Genomic DNA, 26,158 nt, shown 5'->3' with positions numbered 1-26,158 from the left:
GGGCACTTGCGGAGCAATCGATGAGACAACGACGGCGGCCCCGCACCTTTCGCAAGGTGCGGGGCCGCCGTCGTTTGGATCGGTCGCTAGTGTGCGGCCATCCGTTCCTTCAAGGTGTCCAGCTCGGAGCGCAGCGCGTCCGGCAGGGAGTCGCCAAACTTCGCGTACCACTCCTCGATCGATGCCAGCTCAGCGTCCCATTCCTCGCGGTCCACGCGGACGGCGTCCTCCACGTGGGCGTGGGTCAGGTCCAGGCCGGCGAGGTCCAGCGAGTGCCCGGCCGGCACGAAACCGATCGGGGTCTCGATGGCGTCCGCCTTGCCCTCGATCCGCTCGATGGCCCACTTGAGCACGCGGGCATTGTCGCCGAAGCCCGGCCAGGCGAAGCCGCCGTCGGCCGTGCGGCGGAACCAGTTGACCAGGAAGATGCGCGGCAGCCGCTCAGGGTTGGCCTTACCGGAAACGCTGATCCAGTGCTTGAGGTAGTCGCCGGCGTCGTAGCCGATGAAGGGCAGCATGGCCATCGGATCGCGGCGGAGCACACCCACTTGGCCGGCGGCCGCGGCCGTGGTCTCCGAGGAGAGCGTCGACCCCATGAAGATGCCGTTGGTCCAGCTGCGCGCCTCGGTCACCAGCGGGACCGTGGTCTTGCGACGGCCGCCGAACAGGATCGCGGACAGCTCTACGCCTTCCGGGCTGTAGTACTCCTCGGCGAGCATGTCGACCTGCGAGATCGGCGTGCAGAAGCGGGAGTTCGGGTGCGCGGCCGGCGTCTCCGACGCCGGGGTCCAGTCGTTGCCCTGCCAGTCGGTCAGGTGCGCGGGGGCCTCGTCGGTCATGCCTTCCCACCACACGCCGCCGTCGTCGGTGAGGGCCACGTTCGTGAAGATGCTGTGGCCCTTGGCGATCGCCCGCATGGCGTTGGGGTTGGTGCCCCAGCCGGTGCCCGGGGCGACGCCGAAGAGGCCGGCTTCCGGGTTGGTGGCGCGCAGCTCGCCTTCCTTGCCGATCCGCATCCAGGTGATGTCGTCACCCAGGGTTTCAACGTTCCAGCCCTCGATCGTGGGGTCGAGCAGGGCAAGGTTGGTCTTGCCGCAGGCGGAGGGGAAGGCTGCGGAGATGTAGTAGTTCTTCTTCTCCGGTGACGTGAGCTTGAGGATGAGCATGTGCTCGGCCAGCCAGCCCTCGTCCCGGGCCATGACCGAGGCGATCCGGAGTGCGTAGCACTTCTTGCCCAGCAGGGCGTTGCCGCCGTAGCCGGACCCAAAGGACCAGATGGAACGCTCCTCGGGGAAGTGCACGATCCACTTGTCCGGATTGCAGGGCCAGGGGACGTCGGCCTGGCCGGGAGCCAGCGGCGCGCCGAGGGAGTGCAGCGCGGGAACGAAGAAGGCGTCGGTGGCCGTGATCTTGTCGAGCACCTCGCGGCCGATGGTGGCCATGATCCGCATGGACGCGACAACGTAGGCGCTGTCCGTAATTTCCACCCCGAACTTGGGGTCTTCGGCGTCGAGGTGGCCCATGACAAACGGGATGACGTACATGGTGCGGCCGCGCATGGAGCCGCTGAACAGGCCGCGCAGCTTGTCCTTCATCTCCGCCGGGGCCATCCAGTTGTTGGTGAAGCCGGCATCGCGTTCGTTCTCGGAGCAGATGAAGGTCTGCTCTTCGACCCGGGCCACATCGGCGGGGTCCGAGAACGCGGCGAAGGAGTTCGGAAACAGCTTTTCGTTCAGTCGGGTCAAGGTCCCGGCCGCGACCAGCTCGTCCGTGAGCCGCGTGTTTTCCTCTTCCGATCCGTCCACCCAGTGAATCCGGTCGGGCTGGGTCAGTTCGGCTACCTCTTCTACCCATGCCAGCAGGCCAGCATGCGTGGTGGGTGCTTGCTCAAGCAGCGGCAGTCGCGCCAGATCGCCCATTATGGTTCCCTTCGTCGGGTTCAGTGGTCTGTCCTAAATGCTAGGTGTCGGAACGGACTCTTTTCCGGGCCCAAAGCCAGGCTGACCACGTCGCCGCCAGCTTAAATCCGCGGAAACTCAAGGTTTCGTTCGTCCGCTCGACACGTATATTGTGATTAAGGTCACGTAGACCGGTCTAGTCGGGCAGATTACAGCTTCCGCGATTTGGCACTGGGCCCACGTTTCGCGTAAAGTAATTCGAGGTTCGGGGAGCGAGTAGTTCTCCCAGAGCCGCGAATGCGCCCATAGCTCAGCTGGATAGAGCGTCTGTCTACGGAACAGAAGGTCAGGGGTTCGAATCCCTTTGGGCGCACAGCGAGTAAGAGAGCTGCAACACAGAAGATCCGCACCGGCCACCGGTGCGGATCTTTTGTTTTCCCGGCTTTTTCGGCCGCGGCCCCGCGCCACAACGGCTCCCCAACGGCTCCCAGGGCCGGTTTGCCGCAGGGTTAGGCTGGTGCCATGAGCCCCCAGATTGATCGAGACTTCGATGTCATAGTGATCGGCGCCGGCGCAGTAGGCGAAAATGTAGCCGGCCGCGTCGTCCAGGGCGGCCTCACCGCGGCCCTCGTGGAAGCCGAACTTGTAGGCGGCGAATGCTCCTACTGGGCCTGCATGCCCTCCAAGGCCCTGCTCCGGCCCGGCACCGCACTGCACGGGGCCCAGACCGTCCCGGGCGCCGCCGAAGCCGTCACCGGCGTACTGGATGCGGCCGCCGTGCTTAAGCGGCGGGATGCCTTCACGTCCAACTGGCAGGACGACAGCCAGGTCAAGTGGGTGGAGGACACCGGCATCGAGCTCATCCGGGGCCGCGGTCGGATCACCGGCATGCGCCGCGTCGAGGCGGCCGGGCGGGACGGCAACACTTACCGGCTTTCGGCGCGCCACGCCGTCGTGGTGGCTACCGGGTCACGACCGAGCGTCGCGCCCGTGGAGGGCCTTGACGGCGTCGAGTTCTGGACGACCCGGGAGGCCACCTCGGCCCAGGAAGTTCCGCAGCGGCTCGGCGTGCTGGGCGGCGGCGTGGCCGGCACGGAACTGGCGCAGGCGTTCGCCCGGCTTGGTGCGTCCGTGTCGCTGGTCGCCCGCGGAAAGCTCCTGGGCGCTTTCCCGGCGCCGGCCGCAGATCTGGTGCGGGCGGGGCTCCGCGCCGACGGCGTCGAAGTCCACCTGCACACGGCCACCCGAAGTGTGCAGGAAAACGCGGACAAGTCGCTGACGCTCAGCTTTGAAGACGGCGGGCAGCTGACCGTCGACAAGCTGCTGGTCGCCACCGGGCGGCGCCCGGCGGTGGACAACCTCGGATTGGAGCACGCGGGCCTGGCCGCCGACGGCGGGAAGCCGCTGCGGCTCGGGACCGACGCGAGCGGCCTCGTCCTGGGCGCCGCCGAGAACGACGACTCCCCCTGGCTCTATGCAGTCGGCGATGCCGCGGGCACGGTGCTGCTGACCCATCAGGGCAAGTACGAGGCACGGGCCACGGGCGATGCGATTGCCGCCCGCGCCCGTGGTGCACTGACCGGCGAGCCCGCGCCCTGGAGCCGGTACGCCCACACCGCCAACGAGCATGCCGTGCCGAACGTTGTCTTCACCGACCCGGAGCTGGCCACCGTGGGCCGCAGCCTGGCCCAGGCCGAAAAGGACGGCTACCGGGCCTCCGCCGTCGAACTGCCCATCCAGGTGGCAGGTTCCGCGCTGCACTCCGAGCACTACAAGGGGTGGGCCCAGCTGGTGGTCGACGAGGACCGGAAAGTGCTGCTCGGTGCGACCTTTGCCGGGCCGGACGTGTCCGAACTGCTCCACGCCGCCACGATTGCGGTGGTCGGCGAAGTACCGCTGGACCGGCTGTGGCACGCCGTCCCGTCCTATCCCACGATCAGCGAGGTGTGGCTGCGGCTGCTGGAGGAATACGGCCTCTAGCCGTTCTATTTGAACTGACCGGTCAGTTCAGTTAGCCTTGAAGCAGACCATTTCTGCGAAAGGCATCCTTGCTCCGCGTTCAACAGCTTCACGTACAGGGCCGGCGCGGCCCCCTGCTCCCGGCCACCTCGTTGCAGGTGGGCCGCGGCGGGCTTCTGCTCGTCACCGGTCCGCGCCAGGACCAGCGGACGGCACTGGCCCTCGCCCTCAGCGGCCGGATGCGTCCCACCGGCGGCACCGTCGCGTGGGACCAGAGCACGCGGATCAAGCAGCTTCGCGCTGCCAGCGCCGTGGTGGACGCCCCCGGGGTGAACGAACCCGAACAGCACCTGAGCGTGCACGACCTGGTCACCGAAGACCTTGCCTTGATCCCCCGCCGCTTTCGGGGAGCCCTGCTGAGCGGGCCCTGGCTCAAAGTTAACCGGTTCGAGGACATCGCGGACAGCCAAGTAGAAGACCTGCCGGCGGACCGGCGGCTCGAACTCCTGACCGCGCTGGCCCTCACGGATCCACACACCGATCTGCTGGTGGTCGACTCCCCCGACCGCCACAGCGGCTACCCCGCCGACTGGCTGGCGCGGCTCTGCGAGCTGGCGTACGACGGCGGCCGCCCACTCGCCGTCGTCGCCACCGTCGCTGCCGTCCCGCCGGACTGGACCGGACCGGTCGCCTGGGCCGGCAACGCCGTGCAGGCGCCTGAAGCACCGGACCCGGGTCCCGACCGGGCGCCTGCGTCCCCGGCAGATCCGGCCACGGAACCCGCGGCCGCATTCAGGCTCGATCCCGAAACCGAGGATGCCCGATGACTGTCCTGCGGCTGGCCCGCTCCGAACTCAAGCGCATGACCGGCGGACTCCTGCCGAAGCTGACCATTGTGGCGCTGGCCCTGGTGCCGTTGCTCTACGGAGCCGTGTACCTCTATGCCAACTGGGATCCGTACGGCAAATTGAACCAGATCGATGCCGCCCTGGTGGTTGAGGACACCGGCGCCACGGCAGCCGACGGCAGCAGGCTGGAGGCAGGCAGCAAGGTCGCTGACAGCCTGCTGCAGGGCCACATCTTTAACTGGCAGAGCGTCCCCACGGCGGAGGAGGCGGACGCGGGCGTCAGCAGCGGCAAGTACTCGTTCGCCTTGAAAATCCCGCGCGACTTCTCCGCCAATCTGGCCTCCCCCGGGCACTTCGATGCCGCCAACCAGGCCATGCTGAACGTCACCACCAACGACGCCAACAACTACCTGCTCGGCACGATCGTGGACAAGCTCACCACCGCCGTGCACTCCACCGTGGCCAAGGAGGTCGGCGAGGAGACAGCCAACCAGCTCCTCACCGGTTTTGGCACCATCCACTCCCAGATGCTCAAAGCCGCCGACGGCGCCCGGGACCTGGCAGGCGGCGTGGCATCGCTGCATGAGGGCGCGGCTTCCCTGCACCGGGGAACCTCCGAACTCACCCGCGGGGCCGGCGAACTGGTCACCGGCCAGCGCAAGCTCGCGAACGGTGCCGGCGCGCTGAACAGCGGGGCCGGGAAACTAGCCGCCGGACTAGGCCAGCTCAAAGACAAGACGGCCACGCTCCCCGCGGACGCCCAGCGCCTCGCCGACGGTGCCGCGCAGGTCGCGGCCGGCAATGCCGCGTTGAACACCCGGCTGCAGGGCATGACGGGGCAGCTGGCTGCAGCAGACCGATCTGCCGCGCAGGCGCAACGCGGACGGGTCGCGGCTTCCAACCAACGGCTGCTGGCCGCCGGAGTGATCAACCAGCAGCAGGCCGATGCGATCATGGCCGACTACGACGCGGCCGTCCCAGCGGCGCCCGCCGGAGGGGCAGCGGCACTCCAGGGGGCCGCCGCGCAGGTGCAGCAGCTCGCGGAGGGGTCGGCTGCGGTCAGTGCAGGCGCAGCGCGGCTGTCCGCCACGGCCCCGGCCCTGGCTGACGCCGTCGGACAGGCATCCTCCGGTGCGGACAACCTTTCCGCCGGCGCCGCTGAACTGGCCGGCGGCGAACAGGCGGCCCTGGCCGGCACGGAGCAATTCGCCCACGGCGCCCAGCAGCTCGACGACGGCGCGGCCCAGTTGGAGAGCGGCGCCGGGACCGCGGCCGCGGGCGCCGGTACGCTCGCCGACGAGCTGGCCAAGGGCGCCGGCCAGGTGCCGAACCCCGACGACGCGCAGAAGAACAGCGTGGCCAAGGTAATGGCGGACCCGGTGGCTGTCAGCAACGTGTCCCAGGCCAAGGCGGGCTCGTATGGCGCCGGGCTCGCCCCCTTCTTCCTTGCCCTGTCCCTGTGGATCGGCATCTTCATGCTGGTCCAGGCGATGCGGCCGGTGACCCAACGGGCCCTGGCCTCCAACGCCCCGACCTGGAAAATCGCCGTCGGCGGCTGGCTGCCCTTCCTGACGGTCGCCGCGGTACAGGCCAGCCTGCTGACCGTCGTGGTGGACACCGCACTGGGCCTGGCTCCGGCACACCCGGTGCTGATGTGGGTTCTGATGCTCGCCGCCGCCATGGCGTTCAGCGCGATCATCCAGGGCGTGGTGGCGCTGTTGGGTTCGCCGGGCAAGCTGCTGGTGCTGATCCTGCTGGTACTGCAGCTGGTTTCCTCCGGCGGCACCTTTCCCTGGCAGACCACTCCGGCCCCGTTGCACGTGGTTCATCAGCTGCTGCCGATGGGATACGTGGTCAGCGGCATGCGCCACCTCATCTACGGTGCCGACCTGGCCGGGATCCTGCCCACCATGCTGGGGCTGGTTGGCTACACTTTGCTGGGACTGGCTATGTCCGCCGTCGCCGTCCGGAAGCACAAGTTCTGGACCCTCAAAACCCTGAAGCCGGAGATCGCAGTATGAGCACCACCGCCAGCGGGCCCCAGGCCGGGGGCGCGAAGAAGCTGCGGCCCGGCCGGACCAACGCAACCAAGCAAAAAGTGTTCGACGCCTCCATGGAACTGATCGGCGAGCGCGGGGCCGCCGGCGTGACGGTGGATGAAATCGCCGCGGCCGCCGGGGTCTCCAAGGGAACTGTCTACTACAACTTCGGCAGCAAATCGGATCTGATTGCACAACTGCTGCGGCACGGCGTGGACATTCTGATGACCCGGCTGCTGAGCGCCAGGGATGAGTCCGCTGATCCGCTCGAGGCCATGGATGAAATGGTCGGCCAGGCGATGGATTTCATGGCCGAGTACCCTTCGTTCGCCGTGCTGTGGGTGAGTGAGAACTGGCGGACACCCAGCGAGTGGCAGGAGACCTTCGTTGAGCTCCGCGGCCGCCTCCTGGGGGTGATCGGCGCCGCGATCGAGGCCGTCGCAGCACGCTACCCGGTGGACCACGGGCTCTCGCAGGGCAGCCTCGAGACAGCAATCTTCGGCGCGTGCTTTGTCGTGGGCCTGGACCGCAAGGCCTACCACCCGGAGCGCACCAGGGCCCAAAGCGTGGCCGCAATCATGGCCATCATGCGTGGCTACGTCACGAAATAGCCGCGCTCGGGGATGATTAGTCCCATGCGCCACATGGGTAACAGCGGCAAGACTGCCATCGGAGCGTCCCTGGCGGCGCTGGCCTTGTTCGTGCTCGCCGCCGTCACACTGCATGAGACCGTGGGGCTCTGGTGCCTCGGCGCCTCCGCCCTCGCGTATGTGGCCTGCGTGGCCGAGGTGGTGAGCCGACGGCGGCACAAGACCCTGCTGGCGAGCGGAATTGGCACCGCCCTTTTCATCGCCTTCGGCATTGCCTTCCTGCGGCAGTGGGGCCTGGCCTTCACGACGGACCCGGAAGCGCTGTCCGCACGCGTGGATGCCAGATATCCCGACCTGTATTTCTATCTTTCGGCTGCCGCCGGAGCGCTGACGCTGCTCCTGCTGCTGGCCGGCACGGTGCTGCCCGGCCGAGGTCCGGTGCCGCGCGGCCAGGCAGCCCGCCGGCCACAGTCCGGCAGCGGCCGGCCCGCGGCACGCAAGCCCGCCGGCCGGTCCGCCGCACGTCCGGCTGCCGGCCGCACGCCGGCTCCGAGGGCGTCAGCCCAGCGGACTCCGGCACCCCGGACCCCAGCCCAGCGGACTCCGGCACCCCGGACCCCAGCCCAGCGGACTCCGGCACCCCGGACGTCGGCGGCCCGGCCCACGACCGCTCGGCCCACGCCCAAGGCGCCCACCCGGCGCTGACCCGGCAGGACGCGGCTTACAGGTTGCGCGGGCGGTCCTCGTGCGTGTCGTCGGAGTCGCGCCGCTCGGTCAGCCTCTCCTCGCGGATTCCGCCGGCCTCACTGCTTCCTGCAACGCCATCCGGGTTGCCGCGGTCCCGGTCGCTGCGGTCCCGCCGCAGCTCCTCCTGGGGAAGCGCGTCACGGCCCTGGTCCGCACCGCGTTCGGCCGTCACCACGTCCGGGTCCACATCATCCGCTTTGCGGAACTGCTCCTCGGCGCCGGCGCGGACCGTCTCCGCTTCCTGCTGCGTGCCGCGGGCCTGCATCCGGAGGCGTTCGGCTTCGACCTCGGCGGCCTTGGCGTCGGCGGCCGCCCGGGCGGCCTTCGCTTCGTGGTCCCTTGCGGCCAGCTGGTCGGCTTCGGCCTTTTCCCGCATCTCCGCCGCCTTGTTGCGGTCCGCGGCGGTTTTGCGCTTGCGGCTGAAATAGATTGCCACGGCAATGATCGCGAGCACTACCACGATGCCGACGATGATCGCTACGAGCTGTCCTGAATCCACAATGATCCACCATTTCCTTCGGTCGCCAAGAAAACGCCATCAGTAAAAGCAATAACAGCATCAGTAAACAACACAATCAGCGGGCTGGCCATGAATCCGCCCGGTAACTACTTCGCTCGCGGCACCTTGAAGCGGGTCAGCCGCGCATCCTGGCCGTCGAGCTCGGCCCACGACTTCTCCGTCTCGAGGACCGTCAGGGCGCTGGTGGGATAGCGGGTGGCGGCGTCCATGTAGGCGTCATGGTTGGAGTCGCGGGAGGCAAGATGCATCGCCAGATCCTGCACCCCGGGCAGGTGGGAGATCACCATGAGAGTGGTGACCGTATCCGGAACGTGGTTGATGACCGCGAGCATTTGCAGGGCCGAGGCCGCGTAGAGGCCGTCCTCAAGTTTCGGCGTCGGGGCCTTGTCGCCCAGTTCGCTGCACACCCAGGTGCAGGTCTGCCGGGTACGCAGGGCACTGGAGCACAGGATGAAGTCGGGAACGACGCCGTGCTTAAGCAGCCACCTTCCGGCCAGGGGGGCCTCCCGGTGGCCGCGTGCTTCGAGCGGCCGTTCATGATCGGCGACTCCGCCCGGCCAGTCCGCCTTGGCGTGCCGCATGAGCACCAGGCGTTTGATGTGGTGGTCGCTCATCCCCCAAGCCTAGCCCGGCCTGAGCCCGCAACCGACGCTGCCCGGCAGTGACGCGGACGGCGGCAGCCTGACTCAAGCCGCGAACGCGAAAGCGCCCGCCCCCAATAAGGAACGGACGCTTTCGCGGCGGGAAAAGCTAGATGGAGTACTCCGGAGCGGCCCAGACCACGACCTCCGGGTGCTCATAGAACCGGTAACCCTGGCCGCGCACGGTGCGGACGGTGTTGGCTAGCCGGCCCAGCTTCGAGCGCAGGCGCCGGATGTGGACGTCGATGGTGCGCTCGTTGGGGACCTCCTCGGCATTTCGCCACAGGCTCTCGAGCAGCTCGTCGCGGCCGACCGTGCGGGTGCCGTTTTCCACGAGGTAGTTCAGCAGCTCGAATTCCTTGAACGTCAGGTTCAGCGATTCGCCGTCGAGCGCGACCTCACGGCGGGCGAGGTCGATCAGCACACCGGACGGGCGCGGATCCTGCGGCTGCTGCAACCGCGCGTTGTCCGTCCGCTGGCGGGCCCCCGCAGTCGGATCGCCGAACGTTGACCGGACGACGTCGAGGGCGGAACCCGGGGCGGAAGCGGGCGCGAGGGCGACGGCGGCATAGCTTTCGGCGCCGGCCACGAGCGACTGCGCGTACGCCCGGATGTCCTGCGCCAGCTTGGCAATCGAGGTCCCGGCGGCCGCTGCGGTCTCCTCGTCGATGCCCATGTAAAGAACGAACCCACGGGCTACGTTGTCGCTTTGCACGGCCCGGACGTGGCTGCCGCCCGGAGCGATCACGGGCGTGGGGGCGGTGACCGGCGCAGCCTCCGGAGTTGGGACGGCACGCAGCTGGCCATAGGAGCTCGGGTTGTAGCCCTGCACTTCGTAGCCGGGGGCAGGGAAGCCGGTCCCGGCGGAGCTCATGCCCGAACGGCCGCCGAAGCCTTGCCGGAGTCCGGAGGCCTGGCCGGCCTTATTGGCGTTGCGGACTGAGATGTGGACGTATCCGGATGCAACTGACATGGAATGCTTACCTCAATGTGAATGGCCGTCATCGCGGCACGAATGCTGATTTCCCCGCATCGGAACCCGGGGAGGGGCGCCCTACGCTGGGCTGGGGCGAATGCCTAGAAACGTTCTGGGGTGGAGAAGTTAGGCGTGCATTCGACAACAGCGCATCTCGGTACCAGCTGGTGCGCTGATCCAGAAAACTGCGGCTGCAGGTGCTGTTGAGTCCTTGTTCACAATTGAAGTGTGCAACGTAACAATGAAAACTCGCAAGTAACAAAGGGTCCTAAAGTCCGCATGGTGAGACAAAAGACGGGATTGTAGCGCAAATCACAATTCTGCCCGAATGCCCAAACCCGAACATCGATCGCGTCCGCCGCGCGGCAAGGCCCGTTTCGACGAATATTATTCTAATGGTCGCGCGTTTTAGTTCGTATTATTCGATGTGATTCGAAACGACGAAATCGCAGATCGCAAGTTCCACGGGAGGGACTGTCCACCCTGTGGTCACGCTGCCGCGGCCGTTCGACCGGGCGGCCCGACCCGCAGGCGGGGCGGCCGCGGCGGGGCGAGCGCCGGACGCCCAGGGCAGCTGCCGCCAGTCAACACGCACGCTCCCCGCCGTGCATCCAGCTGGGTAGTCTGGGATTCACAGGTGCCGCACAGGGTCCCCAAAGCTGCACCTCAACGGCAGATCGGACACTCATCCCATGGCCACCTCGCACTCCACGACCAATAACCTTCCGCAGCTGACCCATCCGGACGGCTCCCCGATCCGGGCGCTGGTGGTGGACGACGAGCCCAGCCTGTCCGAACTGATGAGCATGGGCCTGCGGATGGCGGGCTGGTCCGTAGCGGTGGCGGCGGACGGGCCCGAAGCGGTGCGGCTGGCCAAAGACTTCCGTCCCGACGTCCTGGTGCTGGACGTCATGCTCCCCGGGTTCGACGGCGTCGAACTCCTCGGCAGGATCCGCGCCTTTGCGCCGGAGGTCCCGGCGCTCTTCCTGACGGCCAAGGATGCCGTGCAGGACCGGATTACCGGGCTGGCGGCCGGTGGCGATGACTATGTCACGAAGCCTTTCAGCATGGAGGAGGTCCTGCTGCGGCTGCACCGGCTGGTCCAGCGTTCCGGGGTAGCCGCGATGGACACGGCCGAACTCGTGGTGGGTGACCTGGTGCTTAATGTCGATACCCGGGACGTCACCCGGGCCGGTGAGGAGTTGCACCTGACGGCCACGCAATTCGAGTTGCTGCGCTATCTGATGGAAAACCCCAAGCGGGTGATCAGCAAGGCGCAGATCCTGGACCGCGTCTGGGACTACGACTTCGGCGGGCAGGCGAACATCGTGGAACTCTACATCTCCTATCTGCGCAAGAAAATCGATGCCAAGCACGCCCCCATGATCCACACTGTGCGCGGCGCGGGCTATGTCCTGAAACCGGCGGATTGACCCGTGCCCACCCTTTCCGGCGTGGCGCGCTCCCATGGACGCGACTGGCGGAACCCGTCCACCTGGCATTTGCGCACCCGGCTGGTGCTCGTCGCAATGGCGCTGCTGGTGGCCATCTGCGGCGCCGTAGGGGTATTCAGCTACGCCTCGATGGACCTCTTCCTCACCCGTCAGCTTGACGCCCAGCTGGACCAGGCGTCCCATCGTGCCAGCGAATTCGGCCGCCCGACGCCGGGCAGCGGTGAGGGCCGCCCCGACCCGCTCGAGGCCCGCGGGCAGGGCGTCGGGACCCTCAACGCCAGGATTGCCAACGGCACCGTGAGCAACGCGGGCTTCCTGGCCGGCGACGCCACCCGGAAGAGCCTCTCCCCCGATGACGACGCCGTGCTCCTGGCGCTCACGCCCAACGGCGTGCCGGTCGACCGCAGTTTGTCTGCCGGGGCCTACCGGCTGACGGCGGTGCACACCCCCGACGGGGATACCATCATTACCGGCCTTCCGCTGGCGGAGAAGGAAAACACCCTGGCGTCGCTGGTGTGGACCCTGGCGGTGGTGTCCGCGGGCGGCCTGGTGCTGATCGGCCTCGCCGGGACGGCCGTGATCCGGCGGACGATGAAGCCGCTGGAGCAACTCTCGGAGGTGGCCACGAAGGTTTCACAGCTTCCGCTGGACGCCGGCGAGGTGGCCCTCGGGGTGCGGGTCCCGGCGTCGGCATCGCATCCGGGCACAGAGGTGGGCAGCGTGGGCTACGCGCTGAACCAGATGCTGGACAACGTCTCCAGCGCCTTGGAGGCGCGGCAGGAGAGCGAGATGAAGGTCCGCCAGTTTGTCGCCGACGCCTCGCACGAACTCCGCACTCCGCTCACCGCGATCCGCGGCTATACGGAGCTGATGCGGATGACAGAGGATTTCACGCCCGACGGCGAGAAGTCGCTGGCCCGGGTGCAAAGCCAGTCCGAGCGGATGACCACGCTGGTGGAGGACCTGCTGCTGCTGGCGCGCCTCGACGAGGGACAGCCGCTTAAGCTCACCGACGTCGATCTCACCCAACTGGCCGTCGAAACGGTCAGCGACGAAAAGGTCATGGCGCCGGACCGCATCTGGCAGCTGGAACTGCCGGACGAACCCGTCGTCGTTCGCGGGGACGCCGCCCAGCTGCATCAGGTGCTGGCAAACCTGCTGTCCAATGCCCGCAAACACACGGATCCCGGGACAAGGGTGGTGACCGGGGTGACCCGGTCGGCCGACGGCAGCGCGGTGATCACCGTGACGGACGACGGCGCCGGCATCGCCCCGGAGTTCATCGGCCGGGTCTTTGCCCGCTTTGCGCGCGCAGACGCCGCCCGCACCAACCCGGCAGACGGCCGCGGGGATCGGCCGGCCTCGGTGCTCACGCCAACGGCGGAACCGACTGCGGAGGGCACCAGCGGCCTGGGCCTGTCCATTGTCCAGTCCATCGTGGAGGCGCACGGAGGAACCGTGGAGGTCACCTCGCGGCCGGGCCGCACCGAGTTCGCCGTCCGGCTCCCCGCCGCCCCGGGCGTGGCTTAGCCCGCTGCCGCAGGCACGGGCACCCCCAGCGGCCCCCGCCCCGCGGGGCCCGCTCACCGGGTCATCCGGGTTGGTAGGGGGTGAAGGTGGCGCCGCCGTCGGCCGACGTTTCGACCCGGGTGTCCGTGGCTGCCCAGATCCGGAGCGTGCCGTCAGGTTTCTTGACTGCTGCGATTGCCTGGACCCCCTCGCTGATGCGTCCCTTCGGGGACCACGTGGCCCCGCCGTCTGCGGACACGTGGACGTTACCGTCGGGTTGGACGCCGACGACGTCGTTGGTGCTGGCGAATGCGGCGTATTGCATGATCGGGGCGGCTCTGTTCAACGTCCAGGTGGTTCCGGCGTCCGTCGATCGTTGCAGGCCTTGCGGTGTTGTTGCCAGCACCGTGTCGCCGTGGGGGTGTCCGGCCAGCACGGCCGGGGTGAACCCCGCGGTTACGGTAGTCCAGTTTTGCCCATCGCGGCTGGTCATCAGCGTTCCGTCGAAGCCCACGATGCCCCTTTTCGTCGTCGTCAGCGCATGGAAATCAGACTCGCGTTGCCGGGAGAGCGGCTCCCAGGTCTTGCCGCCGTCGCCGGACCTGATCAGTCCCAGCGGGTTGGGCAGCGGCGAGCCTTGTCCGGGATGCCCCGAGGCGTAAAAGATCCCGTCGTCGTGAACCGTGGTGAAGCCCATCAGGTCATTGCTCGGGCCGATTCGTGCGGCTGGGGTACGGGAGATGTCGAACAGCCCCTCGTGCGTGGCGAGGAGGATCTGCCCGGTCTGGTCGTCGATGGCCATGCCGTGGACGTGGCTGCCGGGAAGCCCCGAGGCGCTCTTCGCGGGGGCCAGCGATGCGGGGCTGGTGGTGGCCGGGGTACAGGCGGCCAGGGACACGATGAGCCCGGCGGCCGTGACGGCAGCCGCGGCCGGGCGCGGCGGTGGGAGAGGTGAATCAAGGTGAGCTCCAGGGGTGGTGAGTAACGAGGGGGACGGCCCCGGTCCCTGCAGGGACCGGGGCCCGGTTGCAGGTTAGAGGCTTGCCAGCAGGGCCTTCATTTCCTGGATCTCAGTTTCCTGGGACGTCACGATCGACTTGCCCAGCTGGATGGCGTCCGGGTTCTTCCCTTGGCTGATTTCGGTCTTGGCCATCATCACGGCGCCCTCGTGGTGGGCGATCATCTGGGTCAGGAACAGCTTGGCAGCTGCGGTTCCCTCGGCGGCGTCGAGCCTCTTGAGGTCCTCGTGACCCATCATCCCGTCGCCCATGCCATGGCCGGCCGGCATCTGGGTGGGTTCGTTCCAGGTCTTGAGCCAGCCAGTCATCTTCTCGATTTCGGGTGCCTGGGCGTCTCTGATCTTGGTCGCGAGCGTGGTGATCCGCGCGTCCATGCCCTGTTTTTTGAGCATCATGTCGCTCATTTCCACGGCCTGGGCGTGGTGGGGGATCATCCCCTGGGTGAACATGGTGTCTGCAGCGTTGTGGTCCGCGGTGGCGGGGGCCGAGCTGGATGCCATGCCCATGCCGCCGCTGCCCATGCCTGGCATGGTGCTGGTGGGTGTGCTTCCGGAGGTGCCGGCGCAGCCGGCCAGGGCGATGGCGGCGGCGATGCCGAGGGCGGAAACGGTCAGGGTTTTCTTCACGGTGTTAAGTCCTTCAATCATCAAGTCGGCGTTGTGGCACGCCTGCGGATGACACGCCCGCGCCGCGGGAAGAACGGGGGGCGTATCGGGTAAGTGGGGCGCCGGAAACGACACGGCGGGACCCCGTCTTACGTCCGGCTGATGGAGAGATCGCCCGGCGAAGGACTCGCGGGGAGATAGGAGTAGGCCCGGAGACTGCCGTCTGCGCGGGTTTCCGGGGTGTGCAGTGACGTGGGTGCTACCCCTGGCGGGGGCGCGGCCAGGGGGCTCACGGCCGCCGAGGGCACACAGGCCGAGTGCATCGACGCTGCGTAGGTGCAGCTCGATTGGCACACGCACGACGCCGACGGCGAAACCGCTGTGCTGTTGCCCGTCACCGAGGGCTCCGCTGTGGTTGGTGGGTGCGGAACCATGGCGGTGCGGGCCGTTGTGCCGGCCTGCAGGGCGTGGACGGCGGGATGAGATGGGAGGCTGACTGCCGTTCGTGCGGACGCCCCCGCAGGTTCCGTTGAGGCTGTCACCGCAGTCATGGCATGAGAGCCATGCATTCCGGTCATGATGTGCATGCCCAGGAATCCGGCCACGATGGCCAGCAGGCCCATCAGCAGGAATGCTCGGCGAAGGGCGGCTGCGGCATGGCTCATAAAAGCTGCGGTCATGGCATTCTCCCTCCGGATGGCAGTGTCGGGCGTTAGACAGGTTAAGGCTACAGCCTGGGCGTCCGCCGGGGCGTTATGCCCTGTTCCGAGAGGCGGCGCGAACTTAGCTTCAGAAGAGGAGGTCTGACCATGATGGATGGCTGGGACGGGAATGGCTGGGGCATCGGCGCATGGGTGGCCATGGCTCTGATGATGCTGATCTTCTGGGGCGGAGTGGTGACCGTCGTTGTGCTCCTGCTCCGGCGTCCCCATCCGGGTGAAGGTCCGGCCGCGCCGCGGCCGCCGCACGAGGGCGCCGAGCGTATTCTCAATGAGCGCTTCGCCCGCGGGGAAATCGACGAACAGGAGTTTACCGCCAGGCGGGCGGCGCTCAGGCGCCAGGAATGAAAACCCCTTCGCGCCGCGGGCAGGTCATTCTCGGGATCGCAGCCGTGATCCTTCTGACCGTACTGTCCCTCGCGGCGGTCGCCATCGTGGGCACTGTGCTGCCTCACGGCGGCGCAGGCTTTACGTCCCGGTCCCGGTGCGTGGCCCCTGCTCTTCCCGGGCCGGTCGTCAACGTTTCGCTGACCAACATGGGCGGACCCATGATGCGCCGACCCAATGGCTACGGGATGATGGACGGCGCCATGCGGATGACGGCAGACCGAAGCGCCGTGGCACACGGCATGGTGTCTTTCCTGGTCACCAACGGGGGCACCATCAGCCATGAACTGGTCATCCTTCCCCTTCCTGACAACCAGCTCCCCGGCGGCCGCCCGATCGGCGGGGACGCCAAAATCGATGAGTCCGGCAGCCTCGGGGAACCGTCCAGCACCTGCGCCGACGGCGCCGGACAAGGAATCCTGCCCGGCGGGTCGGGCTGGGTCACCGTCACCCTGCCGCCGGGGCGCTATGAACTGGTCTGCAACCTCCCGGGCCATTACGCCGCCGGCATGTACACCCAGCTCACGGTGAACTAGCCCCAAGGACATCGCGCCCATGGACATCGCACTGTTATCCCGCCTGTTGGGCCTGCGGCTTGCCTGGCGCAGCAGGGACAAGTGGGATGCCGGCCAGATTGCCGACCACCAGGAAAAGGCTTTAGGGGAACTGCGCCGGGTCGCCTACTCGGGTTCAGCGTTCTATCGAAGGCATCACGCGGGTCTGTTGGATGCGCCGCTGGAGCAGTTTGCCGGTGGTGACCAAGGCGGAGCTGATGGCGGACTTCGATCAGGCCGTCACTGTGCCCCGGCTGAGACTTGCGGATGTGGAGGACCATTTGCAGGCGTTGAGCGAAACGGGCGGGGACCCGGGCATCCCGTGGAAAGGGCGATGGTGGGCTGCCGCAACAGCGGGCACGACCGGCCGCCGTGGAACCTTCATCTGGGACCGGTCCGAATGGGGCACCGTCCTGGCCTCATACGCCCGCGCCAATGACTGGGCGGGAATTTCCGTCGGCCTTGGCCGACCCCTGAAAGTGGCGGTGGTGAGCTCCCGTGTACAGACGCACCAGTCCGCCGTCGTCGGGGCTTCCCTGCGCTCCAGCATGGTCCCGACCCTCCGCCTCGACGTGACCGCCCCCATGGCAGAAACGGTCGCGGCCCTCACGGCTTCCAGCCCCGAAGCCTGGTCGGCTATGCCTCGGCCCTGCGGCCCCTGGCCGCCGAACAGCGCGCGGGCAGGCTGGCCATCGCGCCCGAGGCTGTGATGTCTGCGTCCGAGGTGCTCAGCGCTCAGGCGGCGGCTGAAATGGAAGCCGCGTGGGGCAGCCGGCCGTTCGATGTCTACGCGGCCACTGAGACTGCAGGCATCGCGTCCCCGTGTTCTTTCCGGAGCAGTCACGTGTATGAGGATCTGGTGATCGTTGAACCCGTCGACCAGGCCGGGGCGCCGGTCCCGGTCGGGACCGTCGGCACCAGGTTGCTGGTGACGGTCCTGTTCTCAAGAACGCTTCCGCTCATTCGCTATGAAATGTCCGACCGGGTAGGACTCGGCGGACGGGGCTGTCCGTGCGGCCGGTCATTCGCTTTGTTGAAGACGGTGGAGGGGCGAGTGGAGGACATCCTGCTCTTACCAGGACGGCAGGGGCCCGTCAGTGTCCACCCGAATGTATTTCACAACGTCCTGGACGAGGCCACCGTCGCGGGGTGGCAGGTCATCCAGAAACCCTCCGCGCTGCGCGTGCTCCTTGCGGGCCTGGCGAAAGACGTCTCAGTCGACCGTCTCCGCTCCGAACTGGCCGCCGCCCTCACATCATCGGGCGTGGTGGGGACGCAGTTGGATATCCGTTTGGTTGAGAGTGTCGAGCGCACAGCCCTGGGCAAAGCACCGCTTGTGCGCGGACTTCCGCGCAGATCCTGACCACACGCTGACCGGCCGCAACCAACTTCGCACGCTTGACCCGCGGGTACCTACCTCTCCCCATCGCGGCGGGGGCCGGCCCCACATAAACTAAGGTGGCTACTTCGGCCCACACAAACTTATTCGGGGGAACTCTTGACTGGAATCCATGGCGCCGACGCGGCCCAACTGCGCTCGCTGGCCAAAGTATCCGCCGTTGGTCCCCTTGAGGGTGCATGAACATGACAGAAGCAGAAGCAGAAAAGTACGTTGCCCGCCTCGACAACGGCGATCCGATCCTGCTGGCGGGCCCGGGAAAGGTGCTGGGCGTCTTTGGGGTTGACGTCGTTGTGCTGGCTGCAGTTGCCGCCGCCGCGTACTTCCTGACCGCCGGCAGGTCATCCGGCGGGTCCCTGCCTGTCCTGGCGGCAATCGGCGCGTGGATCGGCGGTTCGCTGGTCTACGGGATGGCATGTTTCGCAGGCCGAACCCTGGGGTGCCTGGCCGCAGGGAGCGCGTTCGTCCGGAACGCCGACGGCGGTTGGCCGGGTCCTTTCCGCATGGCGTGGGTCTGCCTGCAGCAGTATGTGCTGATCGTGATCTGGATCTTCGGCATTATCGCCTCGGGTGGCAGCGGCACGTCGGGGAAGGCGAAAAAGGGCCGGATCTACCACCGGCACATCGATCTCACCGGCACCGGTAGGCTGCAGGCGGACCAGCCGGGACACCTTCGGGTGCACTAGCCGCCACCCGCCGCCCGGGCGCCCCTGCAGGCCCTCGGACGGGCCCACCGCGGATGCCCGATGCCCCACGCCGGGGTGGCAAACCGCCGCGCCGACCGCCGACTATTCGTTACCTAAATGTGACTTCTGCCTGAAAGTCCGATACCGTTTCAAGGTGCGCCCGTCAATTTGGCCGCACATCCGGGCCTACGCCACACTCTGCCGCTTCCCGGATTCCGCTGGACCAGGCAGAGACGGGGACCCCGAGTTCCGGGACCTTCTGCATCCATGCACCCCGTGGGTTAAGCCGCCATGCCCAGATTCCATGCGGCCGGATCTTTGTTCCGAACCCAACAGCTAGCTCCGAAGCGTTGAGAGGCGATCATGACTGAATTTAAGGCACAACTGCGCCCGGGAGGCGCTAAACAGGCGTCGGACGGGGACTCCGCGCGGCACCGCGCCAAGCCGGCACCACGCCCGGCAGGGTCCCGCCCCGCGGCGCACGGCAAGCGGACCCGCACCGGTACCGCCCCTTCCAGAGGCAGGCGCGCCGTCTTCATAGCCGCCACGATGGCCGCCCTGCTGGGCGCCGGCGCCGCCGGCCAGGCCTCGGGCACGGCAGCCCGGCCCGCCGATGCGTCAAAGGAAGTGTCCCTGCAGCAGCTGGACTTCGAACGGCTGGCCAGCACCACTCCTGCGTCCCCCTCGCCGCTCAGCATCGAGGCGCAGGCTTCCCAGATCAAGCCCGCAGAGACCCCGGCCGCCGCGGCGCCCGCTCCCCCGGCCCCCGCTGCCGTGGCACCGACACCCGCCGCGGAACCGGCTCCTGCCGCAGCGGCGGCACCGGTCGCCGTCGACGACCCCGCAGGCGCCCAGGCCTACGCCGAGGCGCAGCTGCCCGCCCACGGCTGGGCTGCCGGCGAGATGCAGTGTCTGCTGAAGCTGTGGACCAAGGAATCGGATTGGCTGACCACAGCCACCAACTCCAGCAGCGGCGCCTACGGCGTGGTCCAGTCACTGCCGGCCGAAAAAATGGCCAGCGCCGGCGCGGACTACCTGACCAACTACCGGACCCAGATCAACTGGGGCCTGCAGTACGTCCAGGAGCGGTACGGCTCCCCCTGCGGTGCACTGAACTTCCACTACGCCAACAACTGGTACTGAGCCGCAGCCGCTGGCACGGAACGCCCCCGCCGGGCACTGCCCGTTAGCCGCCGGCGCGGCCGGGGATGTACTGGACCGCCCACTTGTTGCCGTCCGGATCGGCGAAGTAGAGGAAGTGGCCCCAGTCCTGGACGTCGATGTCGCTGACGTCCACGCCGTTGTCCTTGAGCTGCCGGTGCGCGGCCTCGATGTTGTCCACCACCAGCTGCAGGCTGGGAGCGGTGCCGGGCGCTGCGTCGCCGAGCCCTTCGCCGATCGCGATCGAGCACCCGGAACCCGGCGGGGTCAGCTGGACGAACCGGATGCTCTCGGAGGGCCGCTCATCGTAGTCGGCGTTGAACCCGACCTTGTTGACATAGAAATCCTTGGCGCGGTCCACATCGGACACGGGGACAATCACGAGTTCAAGTTTCCAGTCCATGGGCACAGGCTAGCCCGGGTTACCGCCCGCCGGAACCCCGCAGCGGGTGCTAGACGGCGATGCCGTAAAGCCGGTCGCCGGCGTCGCCCAGGCCGGGCACAATGTAGGACTTTTCGTTGAGCTTCTCGTCAATCGAGGCCAGCACAATGGTGACATTGGCGTCCGCGAGTTCCTCTTCCAGCTTGGCCAGGCCCTCCGGCGCGGCGAGCAGGCAGATGCAGGTGACGTCGGAGGCGCCGCGTTTGAAGAGGAACTTGATTGCCTCACGCAAGGTGCCGCCGGTTGCGAGCATCGGGTCCAGGACGAAGACCTGGCGGTCGGTCAGGTCTTCGGGCAGGCGCTCCGCGTACGTGATGATGTCCAAGGTCTCTTCGTCGCGGGCCATGCCCAGGAAGCCCACCTCGGCGGTGGGGACCAGCTTGGTCATACCCTCCAGCATCCCGAGCCCGGCCCGCAGGATGGGAACCACCAGCGGGGTGGGCTTGGTGAAGGCCGTGCCCACCGTCGTGCTGACCGGCGTCTCGATGGTGACCGGCTCGGTGCGGACGTCCCGGGTCGCCTCATAGGCCAGGAGGGTGACGAGCTCCTCGGTGAGGTGCCGGAAGACCGGCGACGGGGTGTTCTTGTCCCGCAGAACGGTGAGCTTATGGGCGACCAGCGGGTGGTCCACAACGAGAGTGCGCATGGGTCAAAACTATCATCCGGACATCGGCGGCCCGCCCGCCGGACCGCGGGTATCGGCGTCGGCCGCTTCGGCGTCCCGGCCGCCCGCGGCGCCGTCGTCCGGGTGCGCGTCGTTGTCGAACGTCGGCGGGGCGCCTGCATGTTCCCGGTGCCGGAGGACATGGAACAACCGGTGGGCCAGGATCACGATCCCCACCCAGGCCAGGCCCAGCACCCAGCCGATGATCACGTCGGTCATCCAGTGGTGTCCCAGGAAGACCCGGCTCATGCCCATCGCAAAGATGAACAGCGCCCCGGCGGTGATGAGGCCAACCCTGGCCAGGGTCCGTTGCACCTGCAGGCAGGCGAGGTAGACCACCAGCCCGATCACCACGGTGGTGTTCAGGGTGTGGCCGCTGGGGAAGGACGGCGAGTTCTCGTAGGGAGGCACCGCGTCGGCGTGGTCGGGCCGGGTCCGGCCGATCAGCTTCTTGCCCACGGCGGTGGCGGTGACCGATACCGCTGCGGCACCGCCGACCAGGATCAGCGGCCGCCAGGTCCGTGAAGTCCAGATCAGCCACGCCGTGAGGATGCTGGCCAGGATGGGCATCCCGATCCCGCCGCCGATGTTGGTGAAACCGGTGACGAACGCGTCCAGGCCGGGGCTGCGCAGCTGCTCCATGAACGCCAGCGTGGGTTTGTCCAGGTTCGCCAGGCCGGCGGAGTCCACCACGTTGTCGTAGACTTCGGCGCTAAGCAGCGCCAGCACCACCACCACGACGCCGCCGATCAGCATCGTGATCCACAACGCGGCGTAGGGCACCACCCACTTGCCCCAGCGCCGCGTCAGCCAACTCTCGGTCTTCGTCGTCACTGGCGTCTCCTGACTTCCTCCTGCATCCGGCCCCGGTACACAGCGTACTGAGGATGCATAGCGTCGAAACTATCATTGAGCCATGACCACCCCGGAGCCACGCCATGCGGAATGGATGGGCCTTGCCCTCGCCGAAGCCCGCCGGGCGCTGGCCACTGCGGATGTGCCGATCGGCGCCGTCGTGATCGGACCGGACGGTTCGGTGCTTGGCACCGGGCGTAACGAACGGGAGGCACTCGGGGACCCGACGGCGCACGCGGAGATGGTGGCCATCCGGGAGGCGGCCGCACGACTACGGGGTACCCGCGCCACCGCAGGCCTGGACCATGACGGCTGGCGGCTGGCGGACTGCACGCTGGTCGTGACGCTGGAGCCGTGCGCGATGTGCGCCGGCGCCGTCGTGCTGGCCCGGATCCCGCGGGTGGTCTTCGGCGCCTGGGACGAGAAGGCCGGGGCCGCGGGCTCGGTGTTCGACGTCCTCCGCGAGCGCCGGCTGAACCACTGGGTGGAGGTGTACGCGGGGGTCCGGGAAGCCGAGTGCGGCGACCTGCTGCGGGATTTCTTCGCCGGCCACCGCGCCTGAAGGATGCTGAAGGGCCGCGGGGACCGGGTCAGCGCTCGGCGGTCGCCGTCGTGGAGCCGTCCAGCGCATCGATCCGCTTCTGCCGCGACGCCGGCGAATCCAGGCTGAAGGCGCGGAAGTCGCCGAGGTCTTCGGTGATCCATGCCTCCACGTCCGCGATCCGCGCCCTGATGGCCGGGGTGGAGGCACCGAACAGCCAGGCAGCGATCCGTTCCCGGGCCGGGTCATACTGCCACAGGCCGATGATCCGGCCGCGGTCCAGAATGGGGTGGTCCGGCAGGTCTGCCTGCAGCGCGAGGGAGCCCAGCGCCGGCTTGCCCCGGTCCTCCCCGGCGAGCAGGTCGGCCGCGTTCCGGCGCAGCAGCACCAGCGAATCGCTGCCGGCGAGCAGCTGGATCTGCTCCTCCGCCGGCGGCTCGAAGGCGGCCAACTGCTCGACGTCGTCCGGCAGCATCCAGAGCGGCGCTTCGCCGGCGGCTGCGGTGGGCACTTCGACGGCGCCCACGGCCGCCAGCGCTGCCTTGCTTTGCGCGGCGGTGAAGCCGGTGAACCATTGCGACTGTTTGAAGGTGGCGCCGCCGGTCCAGCCCAGGTAGCGCCGGACCAGTTCGGCCTGGATTTCCGCGTCGCTGAGCCCGCTGGGCGCCAGCTCCCAGGCCTCGTAGGCGTAGCGCTGCTGGTCCAGCCGGCCGCCGACGGGGACGCGCCGGATCCGCCCGGCCGACTGCAGGATGCCAAGTGCGGTGGGCAGCGTGGTGGCGGCGCCCTTCTTCTTGCCTTCCTCGCCGAGGCTGCGCACCGACTCACCCAGTTCGTCCTTCAGTTGCCGCGGGTCCAGCGGGGCGCCGGCTTCGGTGAGGGTGTGCAGCACCTGTTCCTCGAGCAGCGCGATTTCGCCGCGGTCCACGCCGAGCCGGCCGAGGACCCGGAAGCCGGCCTCCGCGGCGGCCTGTCCCAGCCGGAGGGCCCAGGCGAAGTCGTCCCGGCCCAGCACGTAGGTGCAGCCGCGCGCCGTCGGGAGTTCCAGGATCCGCTGGGCCAGGACGTCCGCGTCCACCTGCGGGCGGCGGATGCCGGCGCGGGCGAAGAGCGTCAGGTACGGGTTGGCGCCGCCGACGGACCGGGCCCAGCCGGCCCGGGCCAGGACCTCTTCGGCGGTGCGGCCGGTGAGTGAGCCGTCCAGGCCTTGCCGGTGCCAGGACCAGGCGCGGAGCCGCTCCGGGGTGAGGCTCGCGGCGGGCGGCAGGTGCACGGCTACAGGCTGGGTCGTCATGGGGACATTCTCCCCCCTCCGTCCGCCAAGGAGCTCGCATTTCGGTGCCGTTGTGGTCCCACACCGGCACCCGCGTCAGTCGGGGGCGAGGATCGCCAGCACGGACCGCGCTGTGGCGTCCCAGCCGGGGAGCTGCTCCCGCGCCGCCCGCGCTGCGCCCCGCCACCGGGCGCGCAGTGCCGGTTCGGTGAGCCAGCGGCGCAGCAGGGCCGCCAGCGGTGCCGGGTCCTCGTCAAGGCGGACGACGGCGCCCGGCAGGTCCGCTGTCCCGCCTGCGGTTCCGGCTGGACTTGCGGTTCCGGCGCCCAGCGCTTCCACGGCCCCGGTGCCCCGCCGGACGACGACGGGTACTCCGTGGGCGAGCGATTCGGTGACCACCAGGCCGTACGTTTCGGCCCGGGAGATCAGCAGGCTCAGGTCCGTGGCCGACCATTGCGCCGCCAGCCCGGCTCCGCGCAGCTCGCCCGGCAGCGTGACGCGCTCCGTGAGGCCAAGGCGGCCCGTCTCGTGCCGGAGCAGGGCGGCGTAGGCGGGACCGGCCGTGTCCGAGCCGGCCAGGGTTGCCGTCCAGGCCAGATCGGTCAGCCGCGACAACGCCCGCAGGAGCAGGAGCTGGTCTTTGTTGGGCAGCAGCGCGGCGAGAGCCAGCAGGTGCGGCGGCTCGGAGCCGGCGGCGACGGCGGCGCGCTCGGTTCCGGGGCGGGCTATCCCGATCCGGTCCAGCCCGCCGAGCCCGCGCCTGCCGCCGGGGGCACCGGGGCCGCCGGAGGCACCGGTGCCCCCGGTGCGGTCCCTGCGGTGCCGTTCCCGCAGGTCGGCAGCGGCCGTGTCGCTGATGCAGATCACGCCGGCCGCGGCCTGCAGGGCACGGCGTTCGCGTTCGGGGTGTTCGGCCAGGGGCATGTGCAGCAGGATCCAGGCCGGCGCTCCCGCGGCAGCGGCTGCCTCGAGTTCCTCGGGCGCCCCGCAGGCGACGAGGCTGTCCACCAGCGTGACCTGGCCTGCGGCGGGTGCGGTGAGCACCAGGCGCAGCCGCCGCCGGTCCTCGGCACTGCCGACCGGCCAGTCGCCGTCGACCGCGCACGCTTCCGCGGCGACGCCCAGGCCTGCGACGGCGCGGAGCAGGGCGGCGTTATAGGCGTTCCCGCCCGAGTTGTGGCGGACGTTCCCGGGCAGCACCAGGCGCAGGGCGGTGACGTCCATCGGTGGTCAGGCGGCGTCGAACTCGAGTGAGTAGCTGGCCCAGGCGTCCGGGGTCTCCCGCAGCGTGACGTCGATCCCGGCGAGCGCCTGCCCGTCCTGGCCGCCGCGGATCTTTGCGGCCACGGCGTCTGCGACGTACTGGGCCAGCGCTTCGGTGGTGCTGAGCTTTCCGGCGAAGTCCGGGTGCTCGTCGAGGTTTTTGTAGTTCAGGCCCGCCACGACGCCGTCGAGGATCTCCCCTGCTTCACCGATGTCCAGCACGATCGAGTCCTGGTTCAGCGCCCGACGGCGGAAGGTCACCTCTGCGACGAAGGTGGCCCCGTGCAGACCCTGTGCGGGGCCGAAGGCGGGGCGCGGCAGGCTGTGGGCGATCATGAAATTCCGGCGGACGGTCAGGCTAAACACTGATTACCTCGTGCTTTCTGGTGTGGCGGCGGGATCTTCGGAGTATTCGATGACGTGGCACAGCGCGTCCAGGCTCCCGTCGGAGAGGCGCTGGACGACGTCGGGCAGCTCGCTGAAGGGTGAGGCGCCCGTGAGGAAGGTGTCGAAGACCGGGTCGCGGAGCAGCGAGACCGCAAGGTTGAGCCGGTCGGCGGTGGTCCGGCGGTGCCGGCGGGCGCGGGCGACGACGCCCACCTGGCTGGCGCGGATGGACAGCCGCCGCGCGTGGAAGTCCTCGCCGAGCGGCAGGGTGACGTTGCGGTCCGCGTACCAGGACATCTCGATGATTTCGCCCTCGTCACCGACCAGCTGCAGGGCGCGTTCCAGGCCCGACTGGGAGGCGGAGCAGTGGATCACGATGTCGCAGTCCGGCAGCGCGTCGTCGGGATGACTGAAGTCGACGCCGAGGGTCTCGGCGAAGGCGCGCTTGGCGGGGTCGACGTCGATCAGCTGCAGCCGGCCCAGCGGGAAGGTGCCGAGGAGTTGGGCGACCATGCCGCCGACCAGCCCGGCGCCGATCACGGCCACCCGGTCGCCGAGCCGGGGACCTGCCTCCCAGAGCGCGTTGACGGCGGTTTCCACGGTGCCGGTCAGGACGGCGCGGCGGGCCGGAACGCCGTCCGGGACCACGGTGAGGGATTCGACCGGGACGATGTAGCGGTCCTGGTGCGGGTGCAGGCAGAAGACGGTCTTGCCCAGCAGGTCCGCCGGACCGTCATCGACGACGCCGACCGAGAGGTAGCCGAACTTCACCGGCGACGGGAAGCTGCCTTCCTGGTGCGGTGCCGCCATTTCCTCGGCAACGCATTCGGGCACGCGGGCGTTGTGCACCACGATTTCGGTGCCTTTGCTGATCCCGGAGTAGAGGGCCCGGACCAGGGCCTCGCCGGGCCCGGGCACGGACAGGTCCTCGCGCCGGAGTTCGCCCTTCTCCGGGCCGACGGTCCAGTATGCGGTTGCTGTGGTGGGTGCCTGTAGCTGGTTCGCGTTGCTCATCTTGCTTA

At 68.6% G+C, this 26,158-nt stretch carries 27 protein-coding genes and 1 tRNA gene; 15 read left to right on the top strand and 13 right to left on the bottom strand.

The window, feature by feature from the left end; genetic code table 11:
* Positions 1-86: 86 nt before the first annotated feature.
* Positions 87-1,919 (bottom strand): phosphoenolpyruvate carboxykinase (GTP), encoded by a 1,833-nt coding sequence (locus AC3ANP_RS07830; protein ID WP_488332752.1) that lies wholly within the window; start codon positions 1,917-1,919, stop codon positions 87-89.
* Between the two features lie 278 nt (positions 1,920-2,197).
* Between AC3ANP_RS07830 and AC3ANP_RS07825 the strand changes: the two genes are divergently transcribed.
* The 6 genes from AC3ANP_RS07825 (at position 2,198) to AC3ANP_RS07800 (ending at position 8,039) form a co-directional block, all read left to right on the top strand.
* Positions 2,198-2,271, top strand: a tRNA-Arg gene (locus AC3ANP_RS07825).
* A 149-nt stretch (positions 2,272-2,420) separates the two neighbouring features.
* Entirely contained in the window at positions 2,421-3,878 is a 1,458-nt protein-coding gene (locus AC3ANP_RS07820) for a dihydrolipoyl dehydrogenase family protein (protein ID WP_488332751.1), read from the top strand.
* Positions 3,879-3,946: 68 nt separating this feature from the next.
* Positions 3,947-4,684 (top strand): ABC transporter ATP-binding protein, encoded by a 738-nt coding sequence (locus AC3ANP_RS07815; RefSeq protein ID WP_488332750.1) that lies wholly within the window; start codon positions 3,947-3,949, stop codon positions 4,682-4,684.
* A complete protein-coding gene (locus tag AC3ANP_RS07810; protein ID WP_488332749.1) occupies positions 4,681-6,726 on the top strand; it encodes a YhgE/Pip family protein in 2,046 nt (681 codons plus the stop codon). The genes AC3ANP_RS07815 and AC3ANP_RS07810 overlap by 4 nt, the downstream gene beginning before the upstream one ends.
* The gene (locus tag AC3ANP_RS07805; RefSeq protein WP_488332748.1) at positions 6,723-7,355 is read left to right on the top strand and encodes a TetR/AcrR family transcriptional regulator; all 633 of its coding nucleotides are present in this window, start codon (positions 6,723-6,725) and stop codon (positions 7,353-7,355) included. Before AC3ANP_RS07810 ends, AC3ANP_RS07805 begins: the two co-directional genes overlap by 4 nt.
* Positions 7,356-7,379: 24 nt before the next feature.
* Entirely contained in the window at positions 7,380-8,039 is a 660-nt protein-coding gene (locus AC3ANP_RS07800) for a hypothetical protein (RefSeq protein WP_488332747.1), read from the top strand.
* A gap of 16 nt (positions 8,040-8,055) precedes the next feature.
* On the opposite strand, the gene AC3ANP_RS07795 is transcribed toward AC3ANP_RS07800, so the two are convergent.
* The 3 genes from AC3ANP_RS07795 to AC3ANP_RS07785 form a co-directional block, all read right to left on the bottom strand.
* A complete protein-coding gene (locus tag AC3ANP_RS07795; protein ID WP_488332746.1) occupies positions 8,056-8,580 on the bottom strand; it encodes a hypothetical protein in 525 nt (174 codons plus the stop codon).
* A 107-nt stretch (positions 8,581-8,687) separates the two neighbouring features.
* Positions 8,688-9,215 carry a SixA phosphatase family protein gene (locus tag AC3ANP_RS07790; protein ID WP_488332745.1) on the bottom strand — a complete coding sequence of 176 codons (528 nt, stop codon included), beginning with the start codon at positions 9,213-9,215 and terminating at the stop codon, positions 8,688-8,690.
* Between the two features lie 136 nt (positions 9,216-9,351).
* Positions 9,352-10,215, bottom strand: coding sequence for a winged helix-turn-helix domain-containing protein (locus AC3ANP_RS07785; RefSeq protein WP_488332744.1), 864 nt, complete (start codon positions 10,213-10,215; stop codon positions 9,352-9,354).
* Positions 10,216-10,910: 695 nt separating this feature from the next.
* Between AC3ANP_RS07785 and AC3ANP_RS07780 the strand changes: the two genes are divergently transcribed.
* Both AC3ANP_RS07780 and AC3ANP_RS07775 read left to right on the top strand, forming a co-directional pair.
* On the top strand, positions 10,911-11,651 hold the full coding sequence (locus AC3ANP_RS07780; RefSeq protein ID WP_488332743.1) for a response regulator transcription factor: 741 nt from the start codon (positions 10,911-10,913) through the stop codon (positions 11,649-11,651).
* A gap of 3 nt (positions 11,652-11,654) precedes the next feature.
* Complete coding sequence (locus tag AC3ANP_RS07775) at positions 11,655-13,202, top strand: HAMP domain-containing sensor histidine kinase (protein ID WP_488332742.1); 1,548 nt, start codon at positions 11,655-11,657, stop codon at positions 13,200-13,202.
* A gap of 61 nt (positions 13,203-13,263) precedes the next feature.
* Here AC3ANP_RS07775 and AC3ANP_RS07770 read toward each other — a convergent pair whose 3' ends face one another.
* Both AC3ANP_RS07770 and AC3ANP_RS07765 read right to left on the bottom strand, forming a co-directional pair.
* Positions 13,264-14,079 carry a F510_1955 family glycosylhydrolase gene (locus AC3ANP_RS07770; RefSeq protein ID WP_488332741.1) on the bottom strand — a complete coding sequence of 272 codons (816 nt, stop codon included), beginning with the start codon at positions 14,077-14,079 and terminating at the stop codon, positions 13,264-13,266.
* A gap of 135 nt (positions 14,080-14,214) precedes the next feature.
* Positions 14,215-14,847, bottom strand: coding sequence for a DUF305 domain-containing protein (locus AC3ANP_RS07765; RefSeq protein ID WP_488332740.1), 633 nt, complete (start codon positions 14,845-14,847; stop codon positions 14,215-14,217).
* Between the two features lie 767 nt (positions 14,848-15,614).
* On the opposite strand from AC3ANP_RS07765, the gene AC3ANP_RS07760 reads away from it, so the two are divergent.
* From AC3ANP_RS07760 to AC3ANP_RS07735, 6 genes are all read left to right on the top strand, one after another.
* Positions 15,615-15,872: an SHOCT domain-containing protein gene (locus AC3ANP_RS07760; RefSeq protein ID WP_488332739.1), complete on the top strand. Its 258-nt coding sequence runs from the start codon at positions 15,615-15,617 to the stop codon at positions 15,870-15,872.
* Positions 15,869-16,447 carry a sulfocyanin-like copper-binding protein gene (locus tag AC3ANP_RS07755; RefSeq protein ID WP_488332738.1) on the top strand — a complete coding sequence of 193 codons (579 nt, stop codon included), beginning with the start codon at positions 15,869-15,871 and terminating at the stop codon, positions 16,445-16,447. Before AC3ANP_RS07760 ends, AC3ANP_RS07755 begins: the two co-directional genes overlap by 4 nt.
* Before the next feature lie 218 nt (positions 16,448-16,665).
* The gene (locus AC3ANP_RS07750; RefSeq protein ID WP_488332737.1) at positions 16,666-17,175 is read left to right on the top strand and encodes a hypothetical protein; all 510 of its coding nucleotides are present in this window, start codon (positions 16,666-16,668) and stop codon (positions 17,173-17,175) included.
* Positions 17,175-17,828 carry a phenylacetate--CoA ligase family protein gene (locus tag AC3ANP_RS07745; RefSeq protein ID WP_488332736.1) on the top strand — a complete coding sequence of 218 codons (654 nt, stop codon included), beginning with the start codon at positions 17,175-17,177 and terminating at the stop codon, positions 17,826-17,828. Before AC3ANP_RS07750 ends, AC3ANP_RS07745 begins: the two co-directional genes overlap by 1 nt.
* Positions 17,829-18,049: 221 nt before the next feature.
* Positions 18,050-18,550, top strand: coding sequence for a hypothetical protein (locus tag AC3ANP_RS07740; RefSeq protein WP_488332735.1), 501 nt, complete (start codon positions 18,050-18,052; stop codon positions 18,548-18,550).
* A gap of 363 nt (positions 18,551-18,913) precedes the next feature.
* Positions 18,914-19,693, top strand: coding sequence for an aggregation-promoting factor C-terminal-like domain-containing protein (locus AC3ANP_RS07735; RefSeq protein ID WP_488332734.1), 780 nt, complete (start codon positions 18,914-18,916; stop codon positions 19,691-19,693).
* A gap of 43 nt (positions 19,694-19,736) precedes the next feature.
* Here the strand turns inward: AC3ANP_RS07735 and AC3ANP_RS07730 are convergent, their stop codons facing one another.
* Genes AC3ANP_RS07730 through AC3ANP_RS07720 form a run of 3 tightly spaced genes read right to left on the bottom strand, consistent with a single transcriptional unit; the run spans position 19,737 to position 21,651 of the window.
* On the bottom strand, positions 19,737-20,114 hold the full coding sequence (locus AC3ANP_RS07730) for a glyoxalase superfamily protein (RefSeq protein ID WP_488332733.1): 378 nt from the start codon (positions 20,112-20,114) through the stop codon (positions 19,737-19,739).
* Positions 20,115-20,163: 49 nt separating this feature from the next.
* The gene (gene upp, locus AC3ANP_RS07725; protein ID WP_488332732.1) at positions 20,164-20,799 is read right to left on the bottom strand and encodes a uracil phosphoribosyltransferase; all 636 of its coding nucleotides are present in this window, start codon (positions 20,797-20,799) and stop codon (positions 20,164-20,166) included.
* Between the two features lie 12 nt (positions 20,800-20,811).
* Positions 20,812-21,651: a phosphatase PAP2 family protein gene (locus tag AC3ANP_RS07720; RefSeq protein ID WP_488332731.1), complete on the bottom strand. Its 840-nt coding sequence runs from the start codon at positions 21,649-21,651 to the stop codon at positions 20,812-20,814.
* Between the two features lie 82 nt (positions 21,652-21,733).
* Here AC3ANP_RS07720 and AC3ANP_RS07715 point away from each other — a divergent pair, with 82 nt between their 5' ends.
* Complete coding sequence (locus AC3ANP_RS07715; protein ID WP_488332730.1) at positions 21,734-22,234, top strand: nucleoside deaminase; 501 nt, start codon at positions 21,734-21,736, stop codon at positions 22,232-22,234.
* Between the two features lie 28 nt (positions 22,235-22,262).
* Here AC3ANP_RS07715 and AC3ANP_RS07710 read toward each other — a convergent pair whose 3' ends face one another.
* From AC3ANP_RS07710 to AC3ANP_RS07695, 4 genes are all read right to left on the bottom strand, one after another.
* Positions 22,263-23,507, bottom strand: coding sequence for a DNA glycosylase AlkZ-like family protein (locus AC3ANP_RS07710; RefSeq protein WP_488332729.1), 1,245 nt, complete (start codon positions 23,505-23,507; stop codon positions 22,263-22,265).
* Between the two features lie 75 nt (positions 23,508-23,582).
* Positions 23,583-24,710, bottom strand: coding sequence for a glycosyltransferase (locus tag AC3ANP_RS07705; RefSeq protein ID WP_488332728.1), 1,128 nt, complete (start codon positions 24,708-24,710; stop codon positions 23,583-23,585).
* A 6-nt stretch (positions 24,711-24,716) separates the two neighbouring features.
* Positions 24,717-25,115, bottom strand: a complete 399-nt coding sequence (locus AC3ANP_RS07700) for a 6-pyruvoyl trahydropterin synthase family protein (protein ID WP_488332727.1) — start codon at positions 25,113-25,115, stop codon at positions 24,717-24,719.
* Between the two features lie 3 nt (positions 25,116-25,118).
* Positions 25,119-26,150, bottom strand: a complete 1,032-nt coding sequence (locus tag AC3ANP_RS07695) for a zinc-dependent alcohol dehydrogenase (protein ID WP_488332726.1) — start codon at positions 26,148-26,150, stop codon at positions 25,119-25,121.
* Positions 26,151-26,158 lie beyond the last annotated feature (8 nt).

The sequence above is a fragment of the Arthrobacter sp. JB02-1C genome, from assembly GCF_057748045.1.
This window is presented reverse-complemented; position numbering and strand designations above follow the sequence as displayed.